A 24,444-nucleotide genomic window follows, 5' to 3' on the forward strand; every position below is an offset into this window, starting at 1 on the left:
ACATGGAATACAAGCAGGTGCCGCCGCACGTCATCGCGCGCGTGCTCGACGCGCCCGCCCTGCGCCGCCTGCCCAGCCCGCAGCAGGCGGTGTCCGAAGCGCTGACGCCCTCCCGGCCTGCCGCGGCGCTGCCAAAACCGCACGAGGAAGAATAAAGGCCGCCACTCAGGCGGCGGCCGCGCCCAGCAATCCCTTGAGCGTGTCCAGCGTATCGGCATCCTCGACCGTCTTGTCGTCGCGCCGGCGCAGGATGCGCGGGAAGCGCACCGCGATGCCCGCCTTGTGACGGCTCGACAAGGCGATGCCCTCGAAGCCGATCTCGAACACCATGGTCGGCTTTACCGAGCGCACCGGGCCGAACTTCTCGACCGTGGTCTTGCGGATCGCGTTGTCGACCTGGGCGATCTCGGCGTCGGTCAGGCCGGAATAGGCTTTCGCGAACGGCACCAGCCTGCGCTCGCCCTCCTCGCCGTCCCAGACCGCGAAGGTGTAGTCGGTGTAGAGCGAAGCGCGGCGGCCATGGCCGGCCTGGGCATAGATCAGCACCGCGTCGACCGTGTACGGGTCGATTTTCCACTTCCACCAGGTGCCGACGTCCTTGGTGCGCCCGACCCCGTACTGGGCGCTCTTCGCCTTGACCATCATGCCCTCGACGCCGCGTGCACGCGACTCGGCGCGCAGCTCGGCCAGCGCTTCCCAGGAATCGGCATGCACCAGCGGCGACAGCCTGATCTGCGGCAGGTCCAGCCGGGCGACCTGGGTTTCGAGCAGCGCGCGACGCTCGTGCTGGGGCAGCGCGCGCAAATCGACGCCGTCGAGCTCCAGCAGGTCGTAGCAGACCAGCACCGCCGGCAGCTCGGCCAGCAGCTTGGCCGACAGGGTCTTGCGGCCGATGCGGCGCTGCAGCTCGGCGAACGGGGCCGGCACGTCGTGCAGGTGGTCCCAGACCAGCACTTCGCCGTCGAGCACGGTCCCTTCCGGCAGGTGCGCATTGCACAGCTCAGGGAAGCGCTCGGAGATCAGGTCCTCGCCGCGCGACCACAGGTAGTTCTGGCCGCCGCGCCGCACCAGCTGGGCGCGGATGCCGTCGTACTTCCACTCGACCTGCCAGCCGGCCAGCTCGCCCAGCGCCGCCGGATCGCCCTGCAACTGGTGGGCGAGGAAGAAAGGGTAAGGCTGGCCGCCGCGCCGCTTGTGCTCTTCGTCGGACGGGGCCGCGATCAGCTGCAAGAAGCCGGCGGCCGTCGGGCGCACGCTGCCGTCGGTCCAGCCCATCAGGCGCTGGGCGATCAGCTTGCTGTCCACCGCCGCGATGTTCGCCAGCGCGCGCGTTACCAGGAGCTTCGAGACGCCGACGCGAAAGCCGCCGCCGATCAGTTTGCAGAACAGGAACCGCTCGCGCGAATCGAGCTCGTTCCAGTAGTCGAACAGGGCTTCGCGGATGGCGCCCGGATCGGCGCCGCGCAAGGGACCGATACGCTCCTCCATCCAGACGGCCAGGCCGACGTCGCTGCGTTTTTCCGGGGGCGGCAGGATGTGGGCGATGGTCTCGGCCAGGTCGCCGACCGCGTGATAGGACTCGTCGAACAGCCACTCGTCGAGCACCGCGTATTCGATGGCGTACTGGCGCAGCAGCTTGGTCGGCACGGCCTGGCGCGGCTTGCCGCCGGCCAGGAAATACACGGCCCAGGCGGCGTTCTCGGGCGCGGCATTGGCGAAGTAGTTCTGCAGGGCCTCGAGCTTGCGGTTGGTGGCGGTGGTTTCGTCGAGTTCGGCGTACAGGCGGGCGAATTCACGCATCGCTCGCCTCCTGCTCCGGCGGATTGGCCGCTTCGGCCGGCTGGGGCGGGATGGCGACGTCGTCATCGTCGTCGCCGTATTCCGTGTCGAAGCCGGCCGCATCCAGCCCCTGCTGGCAGAGCCAGCGCACCAGCACGGGGATCGAGCCGTGGGTGACGATGACGCGCCCGGCGCCGGTGGCGCCGATCGCCGACATCAGGCCAGGCCAGTCGGCGTGGTCCGACAGTACGAAGCCGCGGTCGACGCCGCGCCGCCGGCGCGCGCCGCGCAGCTGCATCCAGCCGCTGGCGAAGGCGTCGCTGTAGTCGCCGAAGCGCTTCATCCAGGGCGAGCCCGACGCGGACGGCGGCGCGACCACGATGGCGCGCTTCAAGTCGGTTTTGCTGACGTCGCTGACCATCAGCGTCGGCGGCAGGGCGATGCCGCCCTCGCGGTAGACCCGGTTCAGCGGTTCGACCGCGCCGTGGCAGACGATCGGCCCGATCGCCGGATCGAGCCCGGACAGGATGCGCTGGGCCTTGCCGAAGGAGTAGCCGAAGATCACGCTGCAGCGCCCCTCGTCGGCGTTCTTGCGCCACCAGCGGTTGATGTCGTCGAAGATGCTTTGCTCGGGCTCCCAGCGGTAGATCGGCAGCCCGAAGGTCGATTCGGTGATGAAGGTGTGGCAGGGCACCGGCTCGAAGGGCGCGCAGGTTTTATCGGGCTCGACCTTGTAGTCGCCCGACGCGACCCAGACTTCGCCGCCGCATTCCATGCGCACCTGGGCTGAGCCGAGCACGTGGCCGGCCGGGTGCAGCGAGATGGTCACGCCGTTGTGGACGATGCGCTCGCCATACTCCAGCCCGTCGACCGTGATCTCGCCCAGGCGCGAGCGCAGCACGTGCACGCCGGGTGCGGCCGTCAGGTAGCGCCCGTGGCCGTAGCGCGCGTGGTCGCCGTGCGCGTGCGTGATCACGGCCCGCTCCACCGGCCGCCATGGATCGATGTAGAACTGGCCGGGAACGCAGTACAGGCCCTCCTTGCGCACTACCACCATATCGCCCATGCCGCCCCTTTTCGTTATGCAGGTGAGACAAAGTCTGCCATGAAACTGCGGTGCTCGCCGTCCGGGAAGTCGATGCCGACCTGGTCGCCGGCGACGCTGGTCACGACACCCTCGCCGTACTTCGCCACCTTGACGCGCGCTCCCGCCTCGAACTGCGGACCGTCCGGCGCGGGTTCGGGCTCGTGGTCGAACTCGTCGTCGCGGATCTCGATGTCTTCGAGCGCCAGCGCCGGCGGGTTCAGGCAGTTGTCGCAGCGGCAGCACTTCTCGAAACCCTCGACCTCATCGCCGAAATAGTCGAGCAGCAGCTTCCAGCGGCAGAAGCCGCTCACCGCATAGCTCACCATCTTCTCCAGCGCCTCGCGGTCGTGTTCCTGCTTCTGCACGTAGACCTCGGCCAGTTGCTCGAAGGTGGCGGCCTTCGGTTCAAGGTGCGTGAGGACGAATTCGAGCTTGCGGTTCTGGCGCGCCAGCTTGCCGTCCTTGAGCAGCTTCAGGCAAACCTTGACCTTGGCTTCGTTCAGGTCGCCGAGCTTGTCCTCGATGCGCTCGCTGGTGACCGGGCCGTCTTGCGCCAGTTCCTTCGCGGCCTCGTAGACCGAGCGGATCTCCGCCGCGTCGGGGTAATGCTTCACCAGGAAGAACTGCTGCACCCGCTTGTCGTCCTGCAGGAACAGCAGCGTGCACTTGGCCTCCTGGCCGTCGCGCCCGGCCCGGCCCGACTCCTGGTAATAGGACTCGAGGTTGGCCGGGATCTGCAGGTGGACCACGAAGCGCGTGTCGGGCTTGTCGATGCCCATGCCGAAGGCATTCGTCGCCACCATCACGCGCCGTTCGTCGTTCATGAACAGGTCCTGGTTGGCGCGGCGCTCGGCGGCCGGCAACTTGCCGTGGTAGAGCGTCACCGACTCGCCCGCCTCTTCCAGGATGCGGTGCATTTCCTCGGCCGCCTTGACGGTGGCGGCGTAGACGATGCCGACGCCCCCGGTCTCGGCCACCAGGCGGCGCGCCTCGGCGAACTTCTCGTCCAGGCTCGTCACCTGCAGCACGCTGTAGTGCAGGTTGGGCCGGTAGATGCCGGTATTGATGACCTTCATGCGCGGCCGGTTCAACTGGCGGCCGATGTCCTCGATCACCTCGTCGGTGGCGGTGGCGGTCAGCGCCAGCACGGTCGGGCTGCCCAGGGCCGCGATCGCCGCCGCCATCTCGATGTAGGCCGGGCGGAAGTCGTGGCCCCATTGCGAAATGCAGTGGGCCTCGTCGATGGCGACCAGGCGCACGTCGGCGCCCTTCAGGATGGCGATGAATTCCGGCGAGGCCAGGCGTTCGGGCGTGCAGAACACGATCTCGCAGGTTCCGTTGCTGAGCGACTCCAGCGCAACGTGTTCTTCTTCGCTGGACAGGCTGCTGTTGACCTGGCAGGCGCGCACGCCGAGCTCCTCGAGCTTGCCGAGCTGGTCTTTCATTAGCGAGATCAGGGGCGAGACCACGACCGTGGTGCCGCCCAGCATGCGGGCCGGGATCTGGTAGCACAGCGACTTGCCGCCGCCGGTGGGCATGATCGCCAGCGTGTCCTTGCCGTCCAGGACGCTGTCGATCACGCCTTGCTGCCCTTCGCGCAGGTGTTGTATGCCGAACACGGAGCGCAGCAGCTTGCGGATGGTATTGCGGCGCACCGCGAGGAGGCCGTTATGGAGGAGTTTGGGTTCGTGTCGGGTCATGATGGCCCTACTCTAGGTCGCGCGCGCGAACCCGGCTATAGGAGCCAACCCCTGGAAGATGTAGGAGCGCCGCTGTCGGCGCCGCCGTTCACCCGTGCCCGCCAACGTTGAGACAGGGGCACAAGGCTTTTTCCTACACAACGGCGGAGTCCGCGCCGATGCCCGGGAAACGCAAGTGTGTCTAAGATGGCACTGTACACAACAAAAACAACGAACGACACACCGCCCCGGAGAACGATCATGATGCGCTCAATCCCCACCACCCTGACCGCACTGCAACTTGCCCTCGCCAGCGCCGCCGCCTGGCTGCTGTACGAAACGAATGCTTTGCAGGGCGCGGCCCTGATGATGTTCCACTGATTTCGGGCCGAATACTTGCCTGCGAGGCAAGTTCGATAGCCCATTCTAATGCAGCCGCGGCCTGACGCCGCGCACGATAAGGGAAGCGCCGTACCACTGACGTGGCATGGCGCTTTTTGTTGGCCGGTGTCTAGGGTGGGCACTATGCCCACGCGGTCTCGCGGGTGGATACGACGCGTCGAAACGCAAAGTCCATCTCCGCGCCTACCGCTTTTTTCTTCAAAAGTCGATACAAAGCAAGCGCCGTACCGCGTGGACACAGGTGTCCACCCTACAAAAAACGCCATCGCGACAATGTCGGGATGGCGTTTTTGTCCTTGCTTACCGCATGCGGCCTGCGGGCCGCACGGTCTTACGCCGCCTTGGCGTCCAGCGCCTTTTGTTCGCGGGTGTCGTAGGGTGGGCACCTGTGCCCACGCGGTCTCGCGGGTGGATACGACGCGTCGAAACGCGAAGCCCATCTCCGCGCCTACCGCTTTTTTCTTCAAAAGTCGATACAACGCAAGCGCCGTACCGCGTGGACACAGGTGTCCACCCTACGAAAAACGCCATCGCGACAATGTCGGGATGGCGTTTCTGTTCTTGCTTGCTGCATGCGGCGCGCGGGCCGCACGGTCTTACGCTGCCTTGGCGTCCAGCGCCTCGGTCTCTTCCGTCGGCAGGCGCATCAGGTAGTCGAAGGATGCCAGCGATGCCTTGGCGCCCTCGCCCACGGCGATGACGATCTGCTTGAACGGCACGGTGGTCACGTCGCCGGCCGCGAACACGCCCGGCAGCGAGGTTTCGCCGCGCACGTCGACTTCGATTTCGCCGTACGGCGACAGCTCGATCGTGCCCTTCAGCCATTCGGCGTTCGGGACCAGGCCGATCTGGACGAAGACGCCGGCCAGTTCGATGCGATGGATCTCGCCGCTGTTGCGGTCCTTGTACGACAGGGCCGTCACCTTCTTGCCATCGCCATGGATTTCCGTGGTTTGGGCGCTCTTGATCACGTTCACGTTCTTCAGGCTGTAGAGCTTGCGCTGCAGGACCGCGTCGGCGCGCAGTTCCGCGCCGTATTCGATCAGGGTCACGTGCTCGACGATGCCGGCCAGGTCGATCGCCGCTTCCACGCCCGAGTTGCCGCCGCCGATCACCGACACGCGCTTGCCCTTGAACAGCGGACCGTCGCAGTGCGGGCAGTAGGCCACGCCATGGTTCTTGTACTCTTTTTCGCCCGGCACGTTAATTTCGCGCCAGCGGGCGCCGGTCGAGATGATCACCGACTTCGACTTCAGCACGGCGCCGGACTCGGTCGTCACTTCGTACAGCTTGGCGTCCTCGTTGCGTTCGAGCTTGGCGGCGCGCTGCAGGTTCATGATGTCGACTTCGTAATGCTTGACGTGTTCTTCCAGCGCCACGGCGAACTTCGGTCCTTCGGTTTCCTTGACCGAGACAAAGTTCTCGATCGCCAGGGTGTCCATCACCTGGCCGCCGAAGCGGTCGGCGACGACGCCGGTACGGATGCCTTTGCGGGCCGAGTAGATCGCCGCCGCCGCGCCGGCGGGACCGCCGCCGACGATCAGCACGTCGAACGGGTCTTTCTGGCTCAGCTCGGCTGCCTTGGCGGCGCCGGCGCCGGTGTCGAGCTTGGCGAGGATTTCCTCGGCGCTCATGCGGCCCTGGCCAAAGTGCTCGCCGTTCAGGAACATCATCGGCACGGCCAGGATCTGGCGCGACTCGACCTCATCCTTGAACAGGCCGCCGTCGATGGTGGTGACCTTGATGCGCGGATTGATGATCGACATCGAGTTCAGCGCCTGCACCACTTCCGGGCAGTTGTGGCAGGACAGCGAGATGAAGGCTTCGAAGACGAAGTCGCCCTTCAGGTTCTTGATCTGCTCGATGACAGGGGCATCGAACTTGATCGGGTGTCCGCCGACTTGCAGCAGGGCCAGCACCAGCGAGGTGAATTCGTGCCCCAGCGGAATCGCGGCGAATTCGATGCCGATGTCGGTGCCGACGCGGTTGATCGCGAAGGACGGCTTGCGGGCCGCAGTGCCGCCATCGCGATAAGTAATCTTGTCGCTCAGGGAAGTGATTTCCTTGAGCAGTTCTTCCATTTCTCGCGCTTTCGGCGAGTCATCAAGCGACGCAACGATCTCAATCGGCTGCACCACTTTTTCCAAATAGGCTTGTAACTGCTTCTTGAGGGTTGCTTCGAGCATGGTTCTTCCTTTTATTCAGTGATGGACACCCGCCAGAGAGCGAGTGTCCGTACTACGAGGTATTACTGGGGTATTACTAGGGTCTTACTGTGCTACTCGTTGGCGTATCGGGACCTCGAGAAACCGTAGCGAGCGGAAGGAGTCTTGTCCGAGAAGCGCAGCCGTACGAGGAGTACGGCGAGCATCGCAGGACAAGAATCCGACGCGCAGTAGGTTTATCGAGGTCCTACCACCTTAGATCTTGCCGACGAGATCGAGCGACGGGGTCAGGGTCTCGGCGCCTTCGGTCCACTTGGCCGGGCAAACCTGGCCCGGGTGAGCGGCGACGTACTGGGCTGCCTTGACTTTGCGCATCAGTTCCGACGCGTCGCGGCCGATGCCGTTGTCGTGCACTTCCATCACTTTGATCTGGCCTTCCGGATTGATCACGAAGGTGCCGCGCAGCGCCAGGCCTTCTTCTTCGATCATGACTTCGAAGTTACGTGCCAGGGTGCCGGTCGGGTCGCCGATCAGCGGGTAGTTGACCTTCTTGATGGCGTCCGAGGTGTCGTGCCATGCCTTGTGGGCGAAGTGGGTGTCGGTCGACACGCCGTAGACTTTTACGCCCATCTTTTCGAATTCCGGCTGGAAGTCAGCCAGGTCTTCCAGTTCGGTCGGGCAGACGAAGGTGAAGTCGGCCGGGTAGAACATCAGGACGGACCAGGTGCCTTTGAACTGCTCTTCGGTCAGATCGATGAATTTGCCGTTGTGGTAAGCAGTTGCCTTGAACGGTTTGATCTCGGTATTGATAAGGGACATGGAATCTCCTGTTGGTGGGTCAAAAGTTGATAAGAGAGAGTGTAGACTCTTGCTGATGCTTTGTAAAATTAATTGATCGGATGCTGTCGATTAATTTTAGCTATCGTGCAGAGGTGACAATACCTGCATGGGCAGTGATGTCGGTCTCGCAAGAGACCTGTCAGTGTGAGGGAAACGGGCGGTCTTTGCAACCACCGCCCGAATCGGGACGCTGCCTAGGCAGGCACTTCAGCGCAGGAAACGACCTCGTTGCAAGGCAGCGAAAGGCTGAAGGTCGAGCCCTGGCCGGGGATGCTGCGCACCGTCAGCTCGCCGCCGTGGGCCATCGCCAGCTGGCGCGAGATGTACAGGCCCAGGCCCAGGCCCTTCGGCTCGCCGTTGCGGGTGCCGCGCTCGAAGGGCTGGAAGATGCGCTCGATGTCCTCGGGCGAGATGCCCTTGCCCTGGTCGGCCACGTCGATGCGCGCGCAGCCGCCCTCGACGTGCACGCTGACCTCCACGTTGCAGCCGCCGCCGTAGCGCAGAGCATTGGTCAGCAGGTTGACGATTACCTGCTCGATGCGGAATTCGTCCCAGTGACCGGACACCGGCACGTGCGGCGCGAGCGTGATGGCGCAGCCGCTGGCCGCCGCCTGCAGCGACAGGTCGGCCACCACCCGCTCGAGCATGCCCATCAGCTCGACCTGGGCCGGGCGCACCGAGAGCGTGCCGTTCTTCATGCGGCTAACGTCGAGCATGTCGTCGATCAGGCGGATCATGGCCTTGATCTGGCGCTCATCGCGCTTGATCATCGCCCCCATCTGTTCGGCGTTGAAGGCCTGCAGGTTGCCGCGCTTCAGGTGCAGGGTGCGCATCTGGGTTTCCAGGAACAGCGTGTTCAGGGGCGTCCTCAGCTCGTGGGCGACGAGCGACATGAACTCGTCGCGCATGCGCAGCGAGCGCTGCAGTTCAAGCTGGGTCGCGTTCAGCTCCTGCACCAGGAGTTCCTGCTCGCGCCGGCTGCGCTCGAGCGCCTCGACCTGGCGCTGGGTCTCGCGGCGCTGCTGGTCGAGCGCGACGAAGACGTTGACCTTGCCGCGCACCGCGTCCGGATCGAGCGGCTTGTAGAGGAAGTCGACGGCGCCCGTTTCGTAGCCCTTGAAGGCGTAGTTCAGCTCGCGCCCGGCGGCCGAGACGAACACGATCGGGATGTGGCGGGTACGCTCGGTGCCGCGCATCAGCTCGGCCAGCTCGAAGCCGTCCATGCCCGGCATCTGCACGTCGAGGATGGCCAGCGCGAACTCGTGCTCGAGCAGCAGCGCCAGCGCTTCCTCCCCGGAGTGGGCATGGAACACGAGGCGGCGCTCGTCGCGGATCAGGGCGTCGAGGGCGCGCAGGTTGTCCGGCAGGTCGTCGACGATTAACAGTTTGCTTGGCTCTTGGACGCTCATGATGTTGTTGTCTCCAGCAGGGGCAGCAAGGCCCGGATGTCGGCCAGCGGCAGGACCAGGTGCGGCGCGCTCAGGCGGATCGCCTGCTCGGGCATGGTGGCTGCCTGCGCTTCGCCCGGGTCCTGCACCACGGTCAGGCCGCCGCGCTGCCTGATCCTTTGCATGCCCTCGGCGCCGTCGGCATTGGCGCCGGTGAGCAGGATGCCGGCCAGGGCCGGGCCATAGGCGTCGGCGGCCGACTCCATCAGCACGTCGATGGCTGGGCGCGCATAATGCACCGCCGGCTCGCAGCTGAGTGAAAATACCCGGTCTTCCTCGATCGACAGGTGGTAGCCGGCGCCGGCGAAATACACGGTGCCCGGTTGCACCGGCTCCTTGTCCATCGCCTCGCGCACCGGCAGCGCTAGGCGCGCGTCGAACAGCTCGGCCAGGCGGCTGTCGCGGTCGCTCGGCACGTGCAGGATGCACACCGTCGCCAGCTTCGAATCGGGCGCCAGCGCTGGCAGCAGCCCGACCAGCGCGTCGACGCCGCCGGCCGAGGCGCCGATCACCAGCGCCTCGATCCGCCGCCCGGCCAGCACCGGACCGAACCTGTCGGCCGTTGCCATCATTCGGCCGCCTTGCGGAACAGGCGCTCGCGCCGCGCCAGCGGCTCGAAGCGGGTCGCGTAGGTGGAGAAGTCGATGCTCTCCTTGCTGCCCAGGCCAAGGAAACCGCGGTGGCACAGCGACTCGTGGAACAGGCCCAGCACGCGGTCCTGCAGGCGCCGGTTAAAGTAGATCATCACGTTGCGGCAGCTGATGAAATGGGTTTCCGAGAACACGCTGTCGGTGGACAGCGAATGGTCGGCGAAGGTCACGTTCTCGACCAGGAAGCGCTCGAACAGCGCGCCGCCATAGGCCGCCGTATAGTAATCCGAAAAGGCGCGGCGGCCACCCGATTTCTGGTAGTTCTCGGTGAACAGACGCATCCGGTCGAGCGGAAACACGCCGCGCCGCGCCGCGTCCAGCGACTCCGGGTTGATGTCGGTCGCGTAGATCGTGGTGCGTTCGAGCAAGCCTTCCTCGTGCAGCAGGATCGCCAGCGAATACACCTCCTCGCCGGTGCTGCAGCCGGCCACCCACACCTTCAGCGAAGGATAGGTGCGCAGGTGCGGCACGACCTGGCTGCGGATCGCCGCGAAATACTCCGGGTCGCGGAACATCTCGGTGACGGGAATGGTCAGGTATTGCAGCAGCCGCGAGAAAGCCTCCGGCTGGTGCAGCACCCTGGCCTGCAGTTCCGACACGGTGGCGCAGTCCATTTCGCGCATGGCCACCAGCACGCGGCGCTTCTGGGAAGCGCCCGTGTAGTCGCGGAAGTCGTAGTTGTACTTGAGGTAGACCGCCTCAACCAGCATCCGCAGTTCGATGTCGATGTCGTCCGGACGATTCTTCAAACGCGCTCCATCGTGGGCATCCAGACCCGCAGCAGCGAGTACAGGCGGGCCAGGTCGATCGGCTTGGCCAGATAATCGTTGGCGCCGGCGGCCAGGCATTGCTCCTGGTCATCCTTCATCGCCTTGGCGGTGATGGCGATGATCGGCAGGCGGTCGAAGCGGCCGTCCTTGCGGATGCGGCGCGTCGCTTCCAGGCCGTCCATGCCCGGCATCATCACGTCCATCAGCACCAGGTCGATGCCCGGCTCCTCGTCCAGCTTCGAGATGGCCTCGAAGCCATTGCGTCCGACCACGACATTCGCGCCGCGCTGTTCCAGCGCGGAGGTCAGCGCGAACACGTTGCGCACGTCGTCGTCGACCAGCAGGATTGTACGCCCTTCGAACACACGGTCGCGTCCGCGCACGGCTTTCAGCATGTGCTGGCGCTCGGTCGAGAGCTGGGACTCGACCTTGTGCAGGAACAGGGTCACCTCGTCGAGCAGGCGCTCCGGCGAGCGCGCGCCCTTGATGATGATCGAGCGCGAATACTTCATCAGCTCGGCTTCCTCGTCGCGCGTCAGGTTACGGCCCGTGTAGACGATCACCGGCGGGAAGGAGCACAGCTCTTCCTGCGACATGCGTTGCAGCAGCTCGTTGCCCTGCATGTCGGGCAGCTTCAGGTCGATGATCATGCAGTCGAAGATCTCGTCGTGCAGCAGGGCCAGCGCCTCCTCGCCCGAGCCGACCGCGGCGATCCGCACGTCCTCGTCGGCGATCAGCTGCACCACGCTGTCGCGCTGGCGCTCGTCGTCCTCGACCAGCAGCACGCGCTTGATCTGCTGCGCCGATTTCTCCTGCAGCTTGCGGAATACCTGCTCGAGCTGCTCGCGCGTGGTGGGCTTCAGGGCATAGCCGATCGCGCCCAGGTGCAGGGCCTCGCCGCCGTTGTCCATGCTCGACACCACGTGCACCGGGATGTGGCGCGTGGCCGGGTTGTCCTTCAGCTGCTGCAGCACCGACAGGCCGGAACCGTCCGGCAGGCGGATGTCGAGCAGGATCGCGTCCGGGCCTTGCGACGCGGCCAGTTCCAGGCCCTCGCCGGCGGTCAGCGCCACCAGGCAGCGGTAGTCGAGGTCGTGCGCCAGGTCGTACAGGATGCGCGCGAAGTCGGGTTCGTCCTCGACCACCAGCACGGTGCGCACGCCCTCGCCGCTCTGCTCGCGGTCGTCCGGGAAGCGCGCGGCCTGCGCCTCGTCGCCGGCTTGCGCGGGCGCGGGCGCCGGCGCCGCAACCGGAACCGGAGCAAGCGGACGCGGCGCGCGCGGCGCCGCCTGCGGGCGCGGCGCCGGCGGCGTGGCCGAGACCGCGCCGCTCTTCGGCAGGCTCAGGGTGAAGGTGCTGCCCTCGCCCGGCGTGCTGGCCACCACCAGGGTGCCGCCCAGCAGGCCGGTGAGGTCGCGCGAGATCGACAGGCCCAGGCCGGTGCCGCCGAAGCGGCGGCTGGTGGTGCCGTCGGCCTGGTGGAAGGCCTCGAAGATGCGTTCCTGCTGCTCGGGCGCGATGCCGATGCCCGAGTCGCTCACGCTGAACTGGACCCAGCCCTCGTCGGTCGCGCCGACGTGCAGGCTGACCGCGCCCTGCTCGGTGAACTTGACCGCGTTCGACAGCAGGTTCTTCAGCACCTGCTCGAGGCGCTGGCGGTCGGTATGGATCGAGGCGGGCACGTTCGGCTCGACCGTCACGCTGAAGGACAGGTTCTTCTGCTTGGCCAGCGGCTCGAAGGTGCGGCCCAGGCCCTCGACGGTGCGGCGCAGCGGCAGGTCTTCCGGCAGCAGTTCGAGCTTGCCGGCCTCGACCTTCGAGATGTCGAGGATGTCGTTGATCAGGTGCAGCAGGTCGTTGCCGGCCGAATAGATGGTCTGGGCAAAACGGACCTGCTCGTCGTTCAGGTTGCCCGGCACGTTGTCGGCCAGCAGTTTCGCCAGGATCAGCGAGCTGTTCAGCGGCGTGCGCAGCTCGTGCGACATGTTGGCCAGGAATTCGGACTTGTAGCGGCTGGCGCGCTCCAGCTCCAGGGCGCGCGCGCGCAGCTGTTCCTGGGCCTCGGTCAGGGCCGCGTTCTTCATGTCCAGGTTCAGGGCCTGCTCGGCCAGCTGGTCGTTGGTCTGCTCCAGTTCGGCCTGCTGGTTTTCCAGGCTGGTCTGCGATTCCTCCAGCGCGCGCGACTGCTCTTCCAGTTCCTCGTTGGCGGTGCGCAGTTCTTCCTGCTGGACCTGCAGTTCCTCGTTCAGGGCCTGGGTTTCGGACAGCGCGTCCTGCAGGCGCTGGCGATAGACCACGGCAGCGACCGAGGCGCCGACGGCGGGATTGATCAGTTTCAGGAATTCGATGTCGCGCTCGCGCACGCCGTGCAGGAAGCCGATCTCGAGCACGCCCTTGACCTTGCCGAAGTTCGCGAACGGCGCGATCACCACTTCGCGCGGGGCGGTTTCGCCCAGGCTCGATGCGATCTTGAGATAGTCCTCCGGCAGTTCCTTCACCGTGATCAGGCGGTTTTCGTTGGCCGCCTGGCTGGCCAGGGAAGCGCCCGGCGCAATCACCTTCGCACGCTCCTCGTCGTTCGAGAAGCCGAAGGCGCCGATGCGGCGCAGCACGCCGTCGTCGCTGCGCACATACATGGCCGCCACGGTGCCGCCGAGGTAGTTCACCACCTGGTCGAGCACGGCCGGGGCCAGTCCTTCGAGCGTGTGCAGGCCGGCGCTCTTCGCGGCCAGCTCGGCCTGGCCGATGCGCAGCCAGCCCTGGTGGCGCAGCTCGGCGTTGTGATCGGCCTCGTGCGCCAGCACCTCGGCATAGGAATCGGACAGGCGCACCAGCTCGCGGCGGCCGAAGGCGGCCAGGGTGCCGCCCACGATCAGGGTGAACAACAGGTAGAACCCGACCGACCAGGTCGTGACCGAGCGCGCATCCTCGTTGCGCGCCTGCAGCATGGCCGTCTCGTTGGCGATGAAGGCATTGAACTGGCCGCGCATGTCGTCGGTCAGGATCTTGCCGCGCCCGCTACGCACCGACTCCGTCACGTCCTGCCCGGTGCGGCGGCGCTCGATCATCTCCTCGGTGAACTTGACCCATTCGGCGTGGGCGCGCCGCACCCGCGTCAGGCGGTCGGCCTGGGCCGGATTGTCGTCGACCAGCTTGATGAGCGAATCGAGTTCGGCCTCGACCTTGGGCTTGGAGACCACGTAGGGACCGAGGAAGCTTTCGTCGCCGGCGATCAGGTAGCCCCGCATGCCGGTTTCCATCTCGGACACCAGCTTGCTGACTTCGGTGGCGCTGCCGATCACGCGCTGCGAATGCTCGACCCAGCTCAGCACGTTGATCAGGTAAGCGATGATCGCAACGAACACGCCGGCGCTGAGCACGCTCAAGCCAAGCGGCAACGCGACGTTGCGCGTCAAGATGCGGCGAAACTGGGAATTATCGATGGAAGAGCCGGTCATTCGTTGCGATTATCTTAAGAAAAATATCCTAAGTTTAACGCAATTGTGAAATCATTGGTCGGCTCAACCGTGCGCAGGCTCCGGCTTCACACTTGTACTTACAACTGTAAATATGGCCTCAGGTAAGGCGCGGTCCTGCTGGCGCGTTTTGCCGCAACCAGCTCGGGCGGCCCTGCCGCGACCACGGTCCCGCCCTCGTCGCCGGCGCCGGGCCCGATGTCGATCACCCAGTCGCAGGCGGCGACCACGCGCATGGTGTGCTCGACCACCACCACCGTGTTGCCGGCATCGACCAGGCGCTGCAGCTGGACAATCAGGCGGTCGACGTCGGACGGGTGCAGGCCGGTGGTCGGTTCGTCCAGCACATACAGGGTATTGCCGCGGCCGGTGCGTTGCAGCTCGGTGGCCAGCTTGATGCGCTGGGCCTCGCCGCCGGACAGTTCGGTGGCCGGCTGGCCCAGGCGCAGGTAGCCCAGCCCGACCTCGCGCAGCACTTGCAGCGAGCGCTCGACCAGGGGCTCGCCGGCGAAGAATTGCGCCGCCGCGTCCACCGTCATGCCCAGCACCTCGGCGATGTTGCGCTCCTTCCAGGTCACTTCCAGGGTCTTCGCGTTGTAGCGCGCGCCGTTGCAGACCGGGCAAGGCGCATACACGCTGGGCAGGAACAGCAGCTCGACCATCACCGAGCCTTCGCCGGCGCAGTTCTCGCAGCGCCCCTTGGCGACGTTGAAGGAAAAGCGGCCGGCGTCGTAGCGCCGCGCCTTCGCCGTCTTCGTCGCGGCGAAGAGCTTGCGCACCTGGTCGAACAGGCCGGTGTAGGTCGCCAGGTTCGAGCGCGGCGTGCGCCCGATCGGCTTCTGGTCGACCCGCACCATGCGCCGCACCGCGTCCATGCCGGCGACGATGCGGCCTTCGAGCGGCAGCGCCGCCTCCTGTTCCAGCTCGTCCCCCTCTTCAAGCTCCGCCGCTGGCGCGCCCTGCCCCAGCTCTTGCGCCACCAGCTCGACCAGCACCTGGCTGACCAGGCTCGACTTGCCGGAACCGGAGACGCCGGTCACGGCCGTCAAGACGCCGAGCGGGAAGTCGACGTCCAGCCGGTCCAGGTTGTTGCGGGTCACGCCCGCCAGGCGCAGCCAGCCGGCGGGCGCGCGCCGGGTGCGCGCCTCAAGCCGCGCCGTGTCGAACAGATAGCGGCGCGTCTGCGAAGCCTCGACCTTCTTCAATCCTTCCGGCGGGCCGCTATAGAGCACCTCGCCGCCGCGCTCGCCGGCCGCCGGACCGACGTCGACGATCCAGTCGGCGCGCCGGATCACGTCCAGCGCATGCTCGACCACGAACAGCGAATTGCCCGAGGCTTTCAACTGGTCCAGCGCCGTGAGCAGGGCCTCGGTATCGGCCGGGTGCAGGCCGGCCGAGGGTTCGTCGAGCACGTAGACCACGCCGAACAGGTTGGAGCGCACCTGGGTCGCCAGGCGCAGGCGCTGCAGTTCACCGGGCGAGAGCGCCGGCGTGCTGCGCTCCAGCGCCAGGTAGCCCAGGCCCAGGGCGAGGAGCACGTCCAGGCGCGCGACCAGGTCCTCGGCGATGCGGCGCGTGACGATCAGCTGCTCGGGATGCAGCTTCGCCTGGCGTGCATTCCTTGGCGCTTCGCCAGCGGCATAGGGCAGCAGCAGCGCGTGCAGGCGCGCCAGCGGCATGCGCGAGATGTCGGCGATGTCGACGCCGGCGAAGGTCACCGACAGCGCTTCCTGGCGCAGGCGCTTGCCGCGGCACAGCGGGCATTCGGCACTGACCATGTAGCGCGCCACGCGCTTCTTCATCGAGGCGCTCTCGGTGTTCGCGAAGGTCTGCAGCACGTAGCGCTTGGCGCCCGTGAAGGTGCCCTGGTAGCTCGGCGTGTCCTTGCGCTTCAGGGCCTGCTTCGTTTCCTCGGGCGTCAGGCCGGCGTAGACCGGGACGGTGGGCGTCTCGTCGGTGAACAGGATCCAGTCGCGGTCCTTCTTCGGCAAGTCGCGCCAGGGCGTGTCGACGTCATAACCCATGGTGACCAGGATGTCGCGCAGGTTCTGGCCATGCCAGGCCGGCGGCCAGGCCGCCACCGCCCGCTCGCGGATGGTCAGCGAGTCGTCCGGCACCATCGACTGCTCGGTGACCTCGTACACCCGGCCCAGGCCCGAGCACTCGGGACAGGCGCCTTCCGGCGTGTTCGGCGAGAAGGATTCGGCGTAGAGCAGCTCCTGGCCCGGCGGATAATCGCCGGCGCGCGAATACAGCATGCGCAGGGAGTTCGACAGCGTGCTGACGCTGCCGACCGAGGAGCGCGTGGTCGGCGAGCCGCGCTGCTGCTGCAGCGCGACCGCCGGCGGCAGGCCGTCGATCTCGTCGACCTCCGGCACCGGCATCTGGTGGAACAGGCGGCGCGCGTAGGGCGAGACCGATTCCAGGTAGCGCCGCTGGGCTTCCGCGTACAGGGTGCCGAAGGCGAGCGAGGACTTGCCCGAGCCGGAGACGCCGGTGAACACGACCAGGGCGTCGCGCGGGATCTCGAGATCGACGTTCTTCAGGTTGTGCTCGCGCGCGCCGCGCACGCGCACGTAGCCGGGGCGGCTTTGGCCACCCTGGGCGGGCTTGCTGGCGTTGTCCTCGGTTTTTCGGCGCATCGTTGTTCCAGATACCTTTGTTATCGTCATTAAAACGTGCCCGGCCGGGGGAAGACGGTGCGCTGACACACGCAGCGCTGTCGTAGGGTGGGTTCTCGAACCCACGCGGTACGACATATGCGCTGCGTGGACGCATGCATGCAATCGATACGCCCATGCCGAGGGCGTCGTGCGAGATCGCCGCTGCGCCGCCGGTGAGACCGCGTGGGCTCGAGAGCCCACCCTACCAGGGCGCGGCCAACATACCTGTAGGGTGGGCGGCTGCACCCGGACGCTTGTAGATCGACGGCGTCGATGCCGCCCACGCGTTCGACGCACGGCTGCGCTGTCGCGGCGGTTCACGAGGTAATTGGACGCGTGGGCGGGGAACCCGCCGCCCTACGCGGCAGCCAGGTTTTCGAGCGCGGTCACCACCGCATCCATGCCCGGATCGCTTCCGAAATGCTGCGCCACCGTCCGGCAGCGCCCGCGCAGGCGCTCGTCGTCGAGCAGCTTGCCCAGGCAGCGCAGCAGTCGGGCGCTGCTGACGCGGGTGGCCGGCAGGCTGTGCCCCACCCCGAGCGCCTCGACCCGGGCGCCGTTGTCGAACTGGTCGTGCGCGAGCGGCACCACCAGTTGCGGCGTGCCCGCCTGCAGGGCTTCGGCCGTGGTGCCGATGCCGCCATGGTGCACCAGCGCCGACACCTGCGGCAGCAGCGCGCGCAGCGGCACGTAGTCCTGCCACAGGACGTGGCGCGGCAAGGGGTCGGGCAGCTGGTCGCGGTGCGGCGTCAGGAACACGGCGCGCTCGCCGAGCAGGCGCGTCGCCTCGGCCGCATGCGCGAAGTAGCTGCGCGCCTGGCGGTTGCCGGTGCCGGGCGTGAACGCCAGCGGGCGAGCGCCCTGGCGCAGGAAGTGACGCAGTTCCTCGGACAAGGGCGCGTCGGGGTCCGGGTCGTACAGCGGAAAGCTGCTGCGCACCAGCGGCCGCGGCCAGTCCGGCTGGGTCGGCGCGAACCAGTCGGGGAACAGCGCGACCGACAGGTCGGCCACCCGCGGAATGTAGTCGACCAGGGAGGCGACCGGCGCCAGGCCGGCCCGGCTGCGCGCGGCGTTCACGTCGGGCAGCGCCACCGGGTCCAGCAGGCGCGCGCCGAGGCCGCGCCAGAGCCGGCGCCGCAGGCCGTGCGGCACCCAGCGCGGCACCCGCCAGGGCCCCAGCATCAGCGGGTCGTGCACGGTCGGCAGGTTCGACGGCGCGAGGTAGGCGGCGGCGATGCGCAGGCCGGGCCGCGCGGCGCGGCACAGGTCGGCCTCGGGCAAGGCCAGCGGATGGACCAGCATGGCGCACTTCTCGCCCGGCGGCAGTGTCTCCATGAAGGCCGGGACCCGGGCCATGGCCGGACGCGTCGCGCGCCAGACCACGCCCAGGCCGCGGGTCGGATGCCACAGGTCGGGATGGTCGAGCACGGCCTCGTCCGCCGGCAGGCCATGGAAAGGCAGGCCGGCGGCATCGACGAAGGGCCCGTGCTGCTCCGGCCCGAGGAAGCTGACGCGGTGACCGGCCGCGCGCAGCGCCAGCGCCATGCGCAGGAAGGGAAACAGGTCGCCGGCCGAGCCGATCGTCACCAGCACGACGTGAAGAGAGGTGCGGGCGATGTCCATGGCCAGCCTCCCTTCGAACGCCGTTTATGGAATGAGCCGCTCGGCGCGCAGGCGCGCGAACAGGTCGAAGAAGGAGTCGTCGGTGGCTTGGTACGCACTGAAGCCGAGACGGCGGCTGTTGGCCATGTCGGTCATGACTTCGAGCGGACGGCCGAGGTCGAGGTCCGTGTGCCAGGCCGAGGCGAGGCGGTCGAGGTCCGGCTCGGCCAGGCCGTGGCGGGTGGCGATCTCGCGCCAGACCTCGCGGTCGTTCGCCATCGCCGCCTCCAGCGGCTGGACCTGCCCGTTGTAGCCGGCCGCCTGCACGCCGAACCAGCCGGCCAGCTTCGGCCACAGCCAGCTCCAGCGGAACACGTCGCCGTTGACGATGTTGAAGGCTTCGTTCTTCGCCGCGTCGGTATCGGCGGCCCAGGCCAGCTGCCTGGCCAGCATGCGCGCATCGGTCACGTCGGACAGGCCTTTCCACTGCGCCTCCGAGCCGGGGAACTGGAACGGGCGCCCGGTCTCCTTGCAGATGCTGGCGTACACCGCCAGCGTGGTGCCGAGGTTCATGGCGTTGCCGACGGCCAGGCCGATGATGGTGTGCGGACGGTGGATCGACCAGGTGAAGCGGTCGCGTTCGGCGGCGGCATACACCTCGTCTTCCTGGGCATAATAAAAATTCTCCAGCGGCAGGCGCGGCTGGCTTTCGCGCAGCGGCGTGTCGGGCAGCGTGCCCGAGCTGGCATAGGCCTCGAAGGGGCCGAGGTAGTGCTTCAGGCCGGTGACCAGGGCCACGTGGCGCACGCTCTTTTGCGGCGACAGCGCGTCCAGCAGGTTGCGCACCAGGGCGGCGTTGACGCGGATGTTCTCGCTTTCCGTGTCCTGGCGCATCCAGGTGGTGATGAAGACGTGGGTCGGGGCGACGTCCGCCAACGCGCGGCCGAGCGTGACAGGGTCCATCAGGTCGGCCGCGACGTGGCGCACGCCCGGCAAATCCTTCGGCGCGCGGCGCGACAGGCCGACCACTTCCCAGCCGTTTGCCAGCAGTTCGCGTGCGAGATGATTACCGCCGATGCCGGTCACGCCCGCGATCAATGCTGTCCGTTTCATGAAGCCCCCATCTGTTCAAAAGTGGGCTCATTCTACTGGTTAGGCGAAAATCGCGTGCACGGGTGCCCACGATGCGAACGGCCGGGCCGTCGCATCGTGGGCACCGCCATCTCACCTCGCCTCAGGCGGTGACGCGGCTGACGACGCCGTAGCGGTTCGGACGCGGCTCCTGGGCCAGGAACACGATCAGGATGATCCAGCCGACGATGGGAACGAACCAGATCAGCTGCCACCAGCCGCTGCGGTCGGTGTCGTGCAGGCGGCGCGTGGCCGCGGCGATGCTCGGGATGAGCGTGGCGATCAAGAACAACATCGACAGGCCATCGCTGATCAGGCTGAGCCCGAAGTTGCCGACGATAATAAACAGAAAGAACCACCAGTACTCGGAACGCGAGGCGGTTCCGTCGAAGGTGGCGTATTTCTTGAAGCATTGCTCGATCGATTCGGTAAAGGTCATCAAACGCTCCGTACAGTGATGGTTAATTGCTAATCATCAAGAGTATGGCATCGCGCAAACCTTTACGCTATATCAAAGGAGAAATTACCCTGCACGCATAACTCACGTTCAGTCAGAGCGTCAATCGGCCTTCGATCGAATCGTCCAGGGTCTTGCCGATGGCCGCGCCGACCAGCATCTTGGCGCCGGCCACCGCCTGGCCATGCTTGTTGTCCCAGTAATAGCCTTCGCGCGGCGTCACCTTGATGAGGGTGATGCGCGGATCGTCCTCGCCTTCCGTGAACCAGGTTTTCAGCATGAAGTCCCAGAGTTCCTTGATCTTCGCCTTGTCCGTGGAAATCGTTGCGACGCCGTCGAGCTGGAGGAAGCCCGCGTGCTTGCTTTCCTGGAAAAACAGGATGACGGCGGGGTTGGCGGCCAGTTCCTGGTTCTTGTGGCTGTCGCTGGCGCTCATGAACCACAGGTTGCCGGCCTCGTCCGCCTGCAGCACGCTCATCGGGCGCACGCCGCGGCTGGGGCCAGTGTTTCCGCCTGTGCAGAAGAAACAGGTCTTGGCCGCATCGGCCGTCTCGCGGATGCGCGCGATGGCATCGGCGCCGCTCAGGTCGCGGCGGTTGGTTTCCGGCTGTTGCTGGTTGATCGAATCCATGGGGCCTCCTGGCCAAGTGAGGGTGAGCCCCGACTCTAGCGCCCGCGCCCGGCCGCGTATGTGCTGTGCTTCACCCAGCCGGTCGCAAGCCCGGCCGCAGCTCAGCCCTGGCCCTCCGAACGCGTGCGTGGATACGCCGGCAAGCCGTCGCTCATGCACATCCAGGGCAGCCGGTATTGCACGAAGGTATGGTCGCCGGGCGGCATGCGGGCCGGATCGTCGAGGGTGGCGCTGGCGATGTCGATCTCGTCGGGATAGCGGTTGTCCTGGAAGGTCAGGGGCGTGCCGCAAGTGCCGCAGAAGCTGCGCAGGATGTGCTCGCTCGAACGGAAGGTGGCGGCATTGCCCTGAGAGAAGCGGAAATGCGCCATCGCGCTGCTGAACCAGGCCACGGCCGGCGCGCCGGCGATGCGCCGGCAATCGCTGCAATGGCAGAGGGTGCTGTTGAAGGTGTCGCCGTCGACCACGTAGCGCACTGCGCCGCAGTAACATCCGCCTTGCAAGATCATCGCTGTCTCCATTCGCCTGTGCTGGCGTTCAGGATAAGCGAGGCGGCAGGCGCATTCAAGGGTGCATGGTGGGCACAGGGGCGCCCACCCTACGTTTGTCGAATATGTCGGTGGGCGTCCGGCGCCAACCATGCTTTGTCGCATTCGTAGGGTGGGCGCCCCGTGCCCACCGGAAGCGCGCGACTTGTTGGCGCCGAAAAAAAACCTTACAGGAACCGATCCAGGATCTTCCGGCTACCCTTGTCGATTTTAAACATGTCGCGCACCAGGAAGTTGATGCCGTGGCTGTCCGCGATCAGGAGCGAAGCCTCGCCCACGCGGCGGATGTCCTCGTCCACTTTCAGCACGAACTCGGTGTCGCCGCGGTCGGTCGTCACGAACCAGGTGCAGGGCGTGGCGAAGCTCGACACGTTCTTGATGGTAAGGATCTCGGGAATGAATTCGCGCCCTTCGAGTTCCTCGGTGACGAGGCGACGAATCTCCTCCGGCACGGCAGCCAGGTCGTCGATCCAGGCGACTTCCTTGCCGCCGTCGCGCACCAGCGAGATGCCGCGCGTCGGCGCCTGGATCGGGAAGGCGCGCACCGGCGTGATGCCGACCACTTCTTCTCCATCAAGGCTGGTGAAGACCAGTTTGCCGAAGCTGTCGCGGCGCAGTTGAAACGGGGTAGTCATTCTTAATCGTCCTTGTTGGCGTCCATGTCCTGGTCCACGTTGCGCGCCTGCGCTTCGTAGAGTCGGTGGTAGGCGCCCTCGCGCGCCATCAGTTCATCGTGGCTGCCCTCTTCCACCACCACGCCGCGATCCAGGACCACCAAGCGATCCGCGCGGTGCAGGGTCGACAGGCGGTGGGCGATGGCGATCGTGGTGCGGCCCTGCACCAGGTTGTCGAGCGCCTTCTGGATTTCCTTCTCGGTCTCCGAGTCCACCGACGAGGTCGCCTCGTCCAGGATCAGGATCGGCGGGTCGATCAAGAGCGCGCGCGCGATCGAGATGCGCTGGCGCTCGCCGCCCGACAGGCCCTGGCCGCGCTCGCCCACCATCGAGTCGTAGCCCTGGGGCAGGCGCAGGATGAATTCGTGGGCGTGGGCGGCGCGCGCGGCGGCGATGATTTCCTCGCGCGTCGCGCTCGGCTTGCCGTAGGCGATGTTCTCTGCAATCGTGCCGAAGAACAGGAAAGGCTCCTGCAGCACCAGGCCGATGTTGCGGCGGTAGTCGGCGACCGCAAACGAGCGAATGTCCTTGCCGTCGAGCAGGATCGCGCCCTCGGCCACGTCGTAGAAACGGCAGATCAGATTGACCAGGGTACTCTTGCCCGAGCCGGAATGGCCCACCAGGCCGACCATCTCGCCGGCCTTGATGTCGAGCGAGATGCCGCGGTTCACCGCGCGGTTGCCGTAGCGGAAACCGACTTCGCGCAGCGCGATATTGCCCTGCACCTTGTCCACCTTGATCGGATTCACCGGGTCCGGCACGCTCGATACGTGGTCGAGGATGTCGAAGATGCGCTTGGCGGCCGAGGCCGACTTCTGCGTCACCGAGACGATGCGGCTCATGGAATCGAGCTTCACGTAGAAGCGGCCACTGTAGGCGATGAAGGCCGTCAGGGTTCCGACGGTGATGTCGCCGCGCGAGACCTGCCAGATGCCGAAGCACCAGATCACCAGCAGGCCGAGTTCGGTAAGAAAAGAAACCGTCGGCGAGAACAGCGACCACACCTTGTTCAATTTATCGTTGACGGCCAGGTTGTGCTTGTTCGCCTCGCGGAAGCGCGCGGCTTCGCGCTTTTCCTGGGCAAACGCCTTCACGACACGGATGCCGGGGATGGTATCGGCCAGCACGTTGGTCACTTCGCCCCACACGCGGTCGATCTTCTCGAAGCCGGTGCGCAGCCGGTCGCGCACCACGTGGATCATCCAGGCGATGAAAGGCAGCGGCACCAGCGTGACCAGGGCCAGCCAGGGGTTCATGGAGAACAGGATCACGCCCGTCATGATGATCAGGAGGACATCCGACAGGAAGTCGAGCAGGTGCAGCGACAGGAACACGCTGATCCGGTCCGAGCCGCTGCCGATGCGCGACATCAGGTCGCCGGTGCGCTTGCCGCCGAAGTATTCCAGCGACAGGCGCAGCAGGTGCTCGTAGGTGGTCGAGCGCAGGTCGGCGCTGATGCGCTCGGAAGCCAGCGCCAGCACGTAGGTCTTGCCCCAGCCCAGCGCCCAGGCCAGCAGCGCCGCCCCGAACAGGCCGCCCATGTACAAGAAGACGAGCGAGGTGTCGATGATCTGGCCGTTCTGGTACGGGATCAGGACATTGTCCATCAGCGGCTTGGTCAGGTACGGCGGGATCATGTGGGCGCCGGTCGAGCCGAGCATCAGCAGGAAGCCGAGCATCAGCTGGCCCTTGTAGGGCCTGGCGAAACGCCACAAACGCAGCAGGGTCCAGGTCGAGGGCGGCGTGTGCAGCACCTTGGTGCAGATCGGGCAATCCTCCTGGTCCGGTTCCAGCGGCGCCTTGCAGCTCGGGCAGGTGTGCTGTTCCGGCGGCTGCACGGCAATGCCGGTGGCGACGCTTTTCACCTGGTCGTTGAAGCCGTCCACCACCCGGATCGCGTGCAGGTTCTGGCCCAGGGTGAAACGCCAGGCCGCCAGCAGGCCCTGCTGGTCGACCAGTTCGATGTGGCCGACGCCGGCATGGTCGTGGTGGCGCAGCGCCAGGCCGGGCCGGTAAGACCAGTCGCGCCAGGCGGTCTCGCCCGGCGCGCGCGCCAGCAACCGGTTTGTCGTAACGACAATTATTCCTTTGACGAAACGTAATTTCGCGTCGAGGTCAACCTCCACGCTGTTTAAAACGTTTTCCCCTGGTGCAAGCTGTTTCCGCACCTCATCCTGCCACGCATCGGGCAGGAAACTGGCGGCGAGCGCCAGCGCGGTCGGAGAAGCAAGTTGTTGAGTTGTCATTATGTGATGCCGCCCTTGACGGGCTAGTCCTGAATAGAGGGGTAACGCGGTGACCGGCTCGGCGGTTTACTTGAAAGGTGGAATTATTTTGCCGGGGTTGACACCTTGGCACGTCGCTGCGAGTGCCGGAAAACCGGCGACGAAAGCGAATTGGCAGAATCCGGCGCGCCGCTGTAAGCTTCGCGCCGGCAAAAGT

General features: G+C 66.4%; 17 protein-coding genes. All 17 read right to left on the bottom strand.

Annotated features, from left to right (window positions below; genetic code table 11):
* Positions 1-165: 165 nt before the first annotated feature.
* The gene (locus RT688_RS16675) at positions 166-1,800 is read right to left on the bottom strand and encodes an ATP-dependent DNA ligase (protein WP_313705974.1); all 1,635 of its coding nucleotides are present in this window, start codon (positions 1,798-1,800) and stop codon (positions 166-168) included.
* Positions 1,793-2,845: a ligase-associated DNA damage response exonuclease gene (locus RT688_RS16680; RefSeq protein ID WP_313705975.1), complete on the bottom strand. Its 1,053-nt coding sequence runs from the start codon at positions 2,843-2,845 to the stop codon at positions 1,793-1,795. The genes RT688_RS16675 and RT688_RS16680 overlap by 8 nt, the downstream gene beginning before the upstream one ends.
* A gap of 14 nt (positions 2,846-2,859) precedes the next feature.
* A complete protein-coding gene (locus RT688_RS16685; RefSeq protein ID WP_313705976.1) occupies positions 2,860-4,566 on the bottom strand; it encodes an ATP-dependent DNA helicase RecQ in 1,707 nt (568 codons plus the stop codon).
* A 977-nt stretch (positions 4,567-5,543) separates the two neighbouring features.
* Positions 5,544-7,133, bottom strand: coding sequence for an alkyl hydroperoxide reductase subunit F (gene ahpF, locus RT688_RS16690; protein WP_313705977.1), 1,590 nt, complete (start codon positions 7,131-7,133; stop codon positions 5,544-5,546).
* 234 nt (positions 7,134-7,367) lie between these two features.
* Entirely contained in the window at positions 7,368-7,931 is a 564-nt protein-coding gene (ahpC, locus tag RT688_RS16695) for an alkyl hydroperoxide reductase subunit C (protein WP_312549532.1), read from the bottom strand.
* 215 nt (positions 7,932-8,146) lie between these two features.
* Positions 8,147-9,361 (bottom strand): hybrid sensor histidine kinase/response regulator, encoded by a 1,215-nt coding sequence (locus tag RT688_RS16700; RefSeq protein WP_313705978.1) that lies wholly within the window; start codon positions 9,359-9,361, stop codon positions 8,147-8,149.
* Positions 9,358-9,972 (bottom strand): chemotaxis protein CheB, encoded by a 615-nt coding sequence (locus RT688_RS16705; RefSeq protein ID WP_409521929.1) that lies wholly within the window; start codon positions 9,970-9,972, stop codon positions 9,358-9,360. The genes RT688_RS16700 and RT688_RS16705 overlap by 4 nt, the downstream gene beginning before the upstream one ends.
* On the bottom strand, positions 9,969-10,760 hold the full coding sequence (locus RT688_RS16710) for a CheR family methyltransferase (protein ID WP_313706025.1): 792 nt from the start codon (positions 10,758-10,760) through the stop codon (positions 9,969-9,971). Before RT688_RS16710 ends, RT688_RS16705 begins: the two co-directional genes overlap by 4 nt.
* A 35-nt stretch (positions 10,761-10,795) precedes the next feature.
* On the bottom strand, positions 10,796-14,278 hold the full coding sequence (locus tag RT688_RS16715; RefSeq protein ID WP_313705979.1) for a response regulator: 3,483 nt from the start codon (positions 14,276-14,278) through the stop codon (positions 10,796-10,798).
* A gap of 98 nt (positions 14,279-14,376) precedes the next feature.
* A complete protein-coding gene (gene uvrA, locus RT688_RS16720) occupies positions 14,377-16,938 on the bottom strand; it encodes an excinuclease ABC subunit UvrA (RefSeq protein ID WP_313705980.1) in 2,562 nt (853 codons plus the stop codon).
* A 378-nt stretch (positions 16,939-17,316) separates the two neighbouring features.
* The gene (locus RT688_RS16725) at positions 17,317-18,582 is read right to left on the bottom strand and encodes a glycosyltransferase (protein WP_313705981.1); all 1,266 of its coding nucleotides are present in this window, start codon (positions 18,580-18,582) and stop codon (positions 17,317-17,319) included.
* A gap of 24 nt (positions 18,583-18,606) precedes the next feature.
* Positions 18,607-19,674: an SDR family oxidoreductase gene (locus RT688_RS16730; RefSeq protein ID WP_313705982.1), complete on the bottom strand. Its 1,068-nt coding sequence runs from the start codon at positions 19,672-19,674 to the stop codon at positions 18,607-18,609.
* Positions 19,675-19,795: 121 nt separating this feature from the next.
* Positions 19,796-20,131, bottom strand: coding sequence for a DUF805 domain-containing protein (locus RT688_RS16735; protein ID WP_313705983.1), 336 nt, complete (start codon positions 20,129-20,131; stop codon positions 19,796-19,798).
* Between the two features lie 112 nt (positions 20,132-20,243).
* Positions 20,244-20,780 carry a pyridoxamine 5'-phosphate oxidase family protein gene (locus RT688_RS16740; RefSeq protein ID WP_313705984.1) on the bottom strand — a complete coding sequence of 179 codons (537 nt, stop codon included), beginning with the start codon at positions 20,778-20,780 and terminating at the stop codon, positions 20,244-20,246.
* Positions 20,781-20,881: 101 nt separating this feature from the next.
* On the bottom strand, positions 20,882-21,289 hold the full coding sequence (locus tag RT688_RS16745) for a GFA family protein (protein ID WP_313705985.1): 408 nt from the start codon (positions 21,287-21,289) through the stop codon (positions 20,882-20,884).
* Positions 21,290-21,495: 206 nt separating this feature from the next.
* Positions 21,496-21,963, bottom strand: a complete 468-nt coding sequence (locus tag RT688_RS16750) for a DUF1854 domain-containing protein (protein WP_313705986.1) — start codon at positions 21,961-21,963, stop codon at positions 21,496-21,498.
* Positions 21,964-21,965: 2 nt separating this feature from the next.
* Positions 21,966-24,248, bottom strand: a complete 2,283-nt coding sequence (locus RT688_RS16755; RefSeq protein ID WP_313705987.1) for an ABC transporter ATP-binding protein — start codon at positions 24,246-24,248, stop codon at positions 21,966-21,968.
* Positions 24,249-24,444: the final 196 nt, after the last annotated feature.

Origin of the sequence: Massilia sp., assembly GCF_032106685.1 — a bacterium.
Classification (GTDB): domain Bacteria; phylum Pseudomonadota; class Gammaproteobacteria; order Burkholderiales; family Burkholderiaceae_D; genus Telluria.

What these genes read in the sequence shown, in the direction of transcription:
- RT688_RS16755 (WP_313705987.1), bottom strand. Translation starts at nt 24,248, where the DNA reads ATGACAACTCAACAACTTGCTTCTCCGACCGCGCTGGCGCTCGCCGCC.
- RT688_RS16685 (WP_313705976.1), bottom strand. Translation starts at nt 4,566, where the DNA reads ATGACCCGACACGAACCCAAACTCCTCCATAACGGCCTCCTCGCGGTG.
- RT688_RS16745 (WP_313705985.1), bottom strand. Translation starts at nt 21,289, where the DNA reads ATGATCTTGCAAGGCGGATGTTACTGCGGCGCAGTGCGCTACGTGGTC.
- RT688_RS16740 (WP_313705984.1), bottom strand. Translation starts at nt 20,780, where the DNA reads ATGGATTCGATCAACCAGCAACAGCCGGAAACCAACCGCCGCGACCTG.
- RT688_RS16705 (WP_409521929.1), bottom strand. Translation starts at nt 9,972, where the DNA reads ATGATGGCAACGGCCGACAGGTTCGGTCCGGTGCTGGCCGGGCGGCGG.
- ahpF (WP_313705977.1), bottom strand. Translation starts at nt 7,133, where the DNA reads ATGCTCGAAGCAACCCTCAAGAAGCAGTTACAAGCCTATTTGGAAAAA.
- RT688_RS16730 (WP_313705982.1), bottom strand. Translation starts at nt 19,674, where the DNA reads ATGAAACGGACAGCATTGATCGCGGGCGTGACCGGCATCGGCGGTAAT.
- uvrA (WP_313705980.1), bottom strand. Translation starts at nt 16,938, where the DNA reads ATGCGCCGAAAAACCGAGGACAACGCCAGCAAGCCCGCCCAGGGTGGC.
- RT688_RS16710 (WP_313706025.1), bottom strand. Translation starts at nt 10,760, where the DNA reads ATGCTGGTTGAGGCGGTCTACCTCAAGTACAACTACGACTTCCGCGAC.
- RT688_RS16680 (WP_313705975.1), bottom strand. Translation starts at nt 2,845, where the DNA reads ATGGGCGATATGGTGGTAGTGCGCAAGGAGGGCCTGTACTGCGTTCCC.
- RT688_RS16725 (WP_313705981.1), bottom strand. Translation starts at nt 18,582, where the DNA reads ATGGACATCGCCCGCACCTCTCTTCACGTCGTGCTGGTGACGATCGGC.
- RT688_RS16700 (WP_313705978.1), bottom strand. Translation starts at nt 9,361, where the DNA reads ATGAGCGTCCAAGAGCCAAGCAAACTGTTAATCGTCGACGACCTGCCG.
- RT688_RS16735 (WP_313705983.1), bottom strand. Translation starts at nt 20,131, where the DNA reads ATGACCTTTACCGAATCGATCGAGCAATGCTTCAAGAAATACGCCACC.
- RT688_RS16715 (WP_313705979.1), bottom strand. Translation starts at nt 14,278, where the DNA reads ATGACCGGCTCTTCCATCGATAATTCCCAGTTTCGCCGCATCTTGACG.
- RT688_RS16750 (WP_313705986.1), bottom strand. Translation starts at nt 21,963, where the DNA reads ATGACTACCCCGTTTCAACTGCGCCGCGACAGCTTCGGCAAACTGGTC.
- RT688_RS16675 (WP_313705974.1), bottom strand. Translation starts at nt 1,800, where the DNA reads ATGCGTGAATTCGCCCGCCTGTACGCCGAACTCGACGAAACCACCGCC.
- ahpC (WP_312549532.1), bottom strand. Translation starts at nt 7,931, where the DNA reads ATGTCCCTTATCAATACCGAGATCAAACCGTTCAAGGCAACTGCTTAC.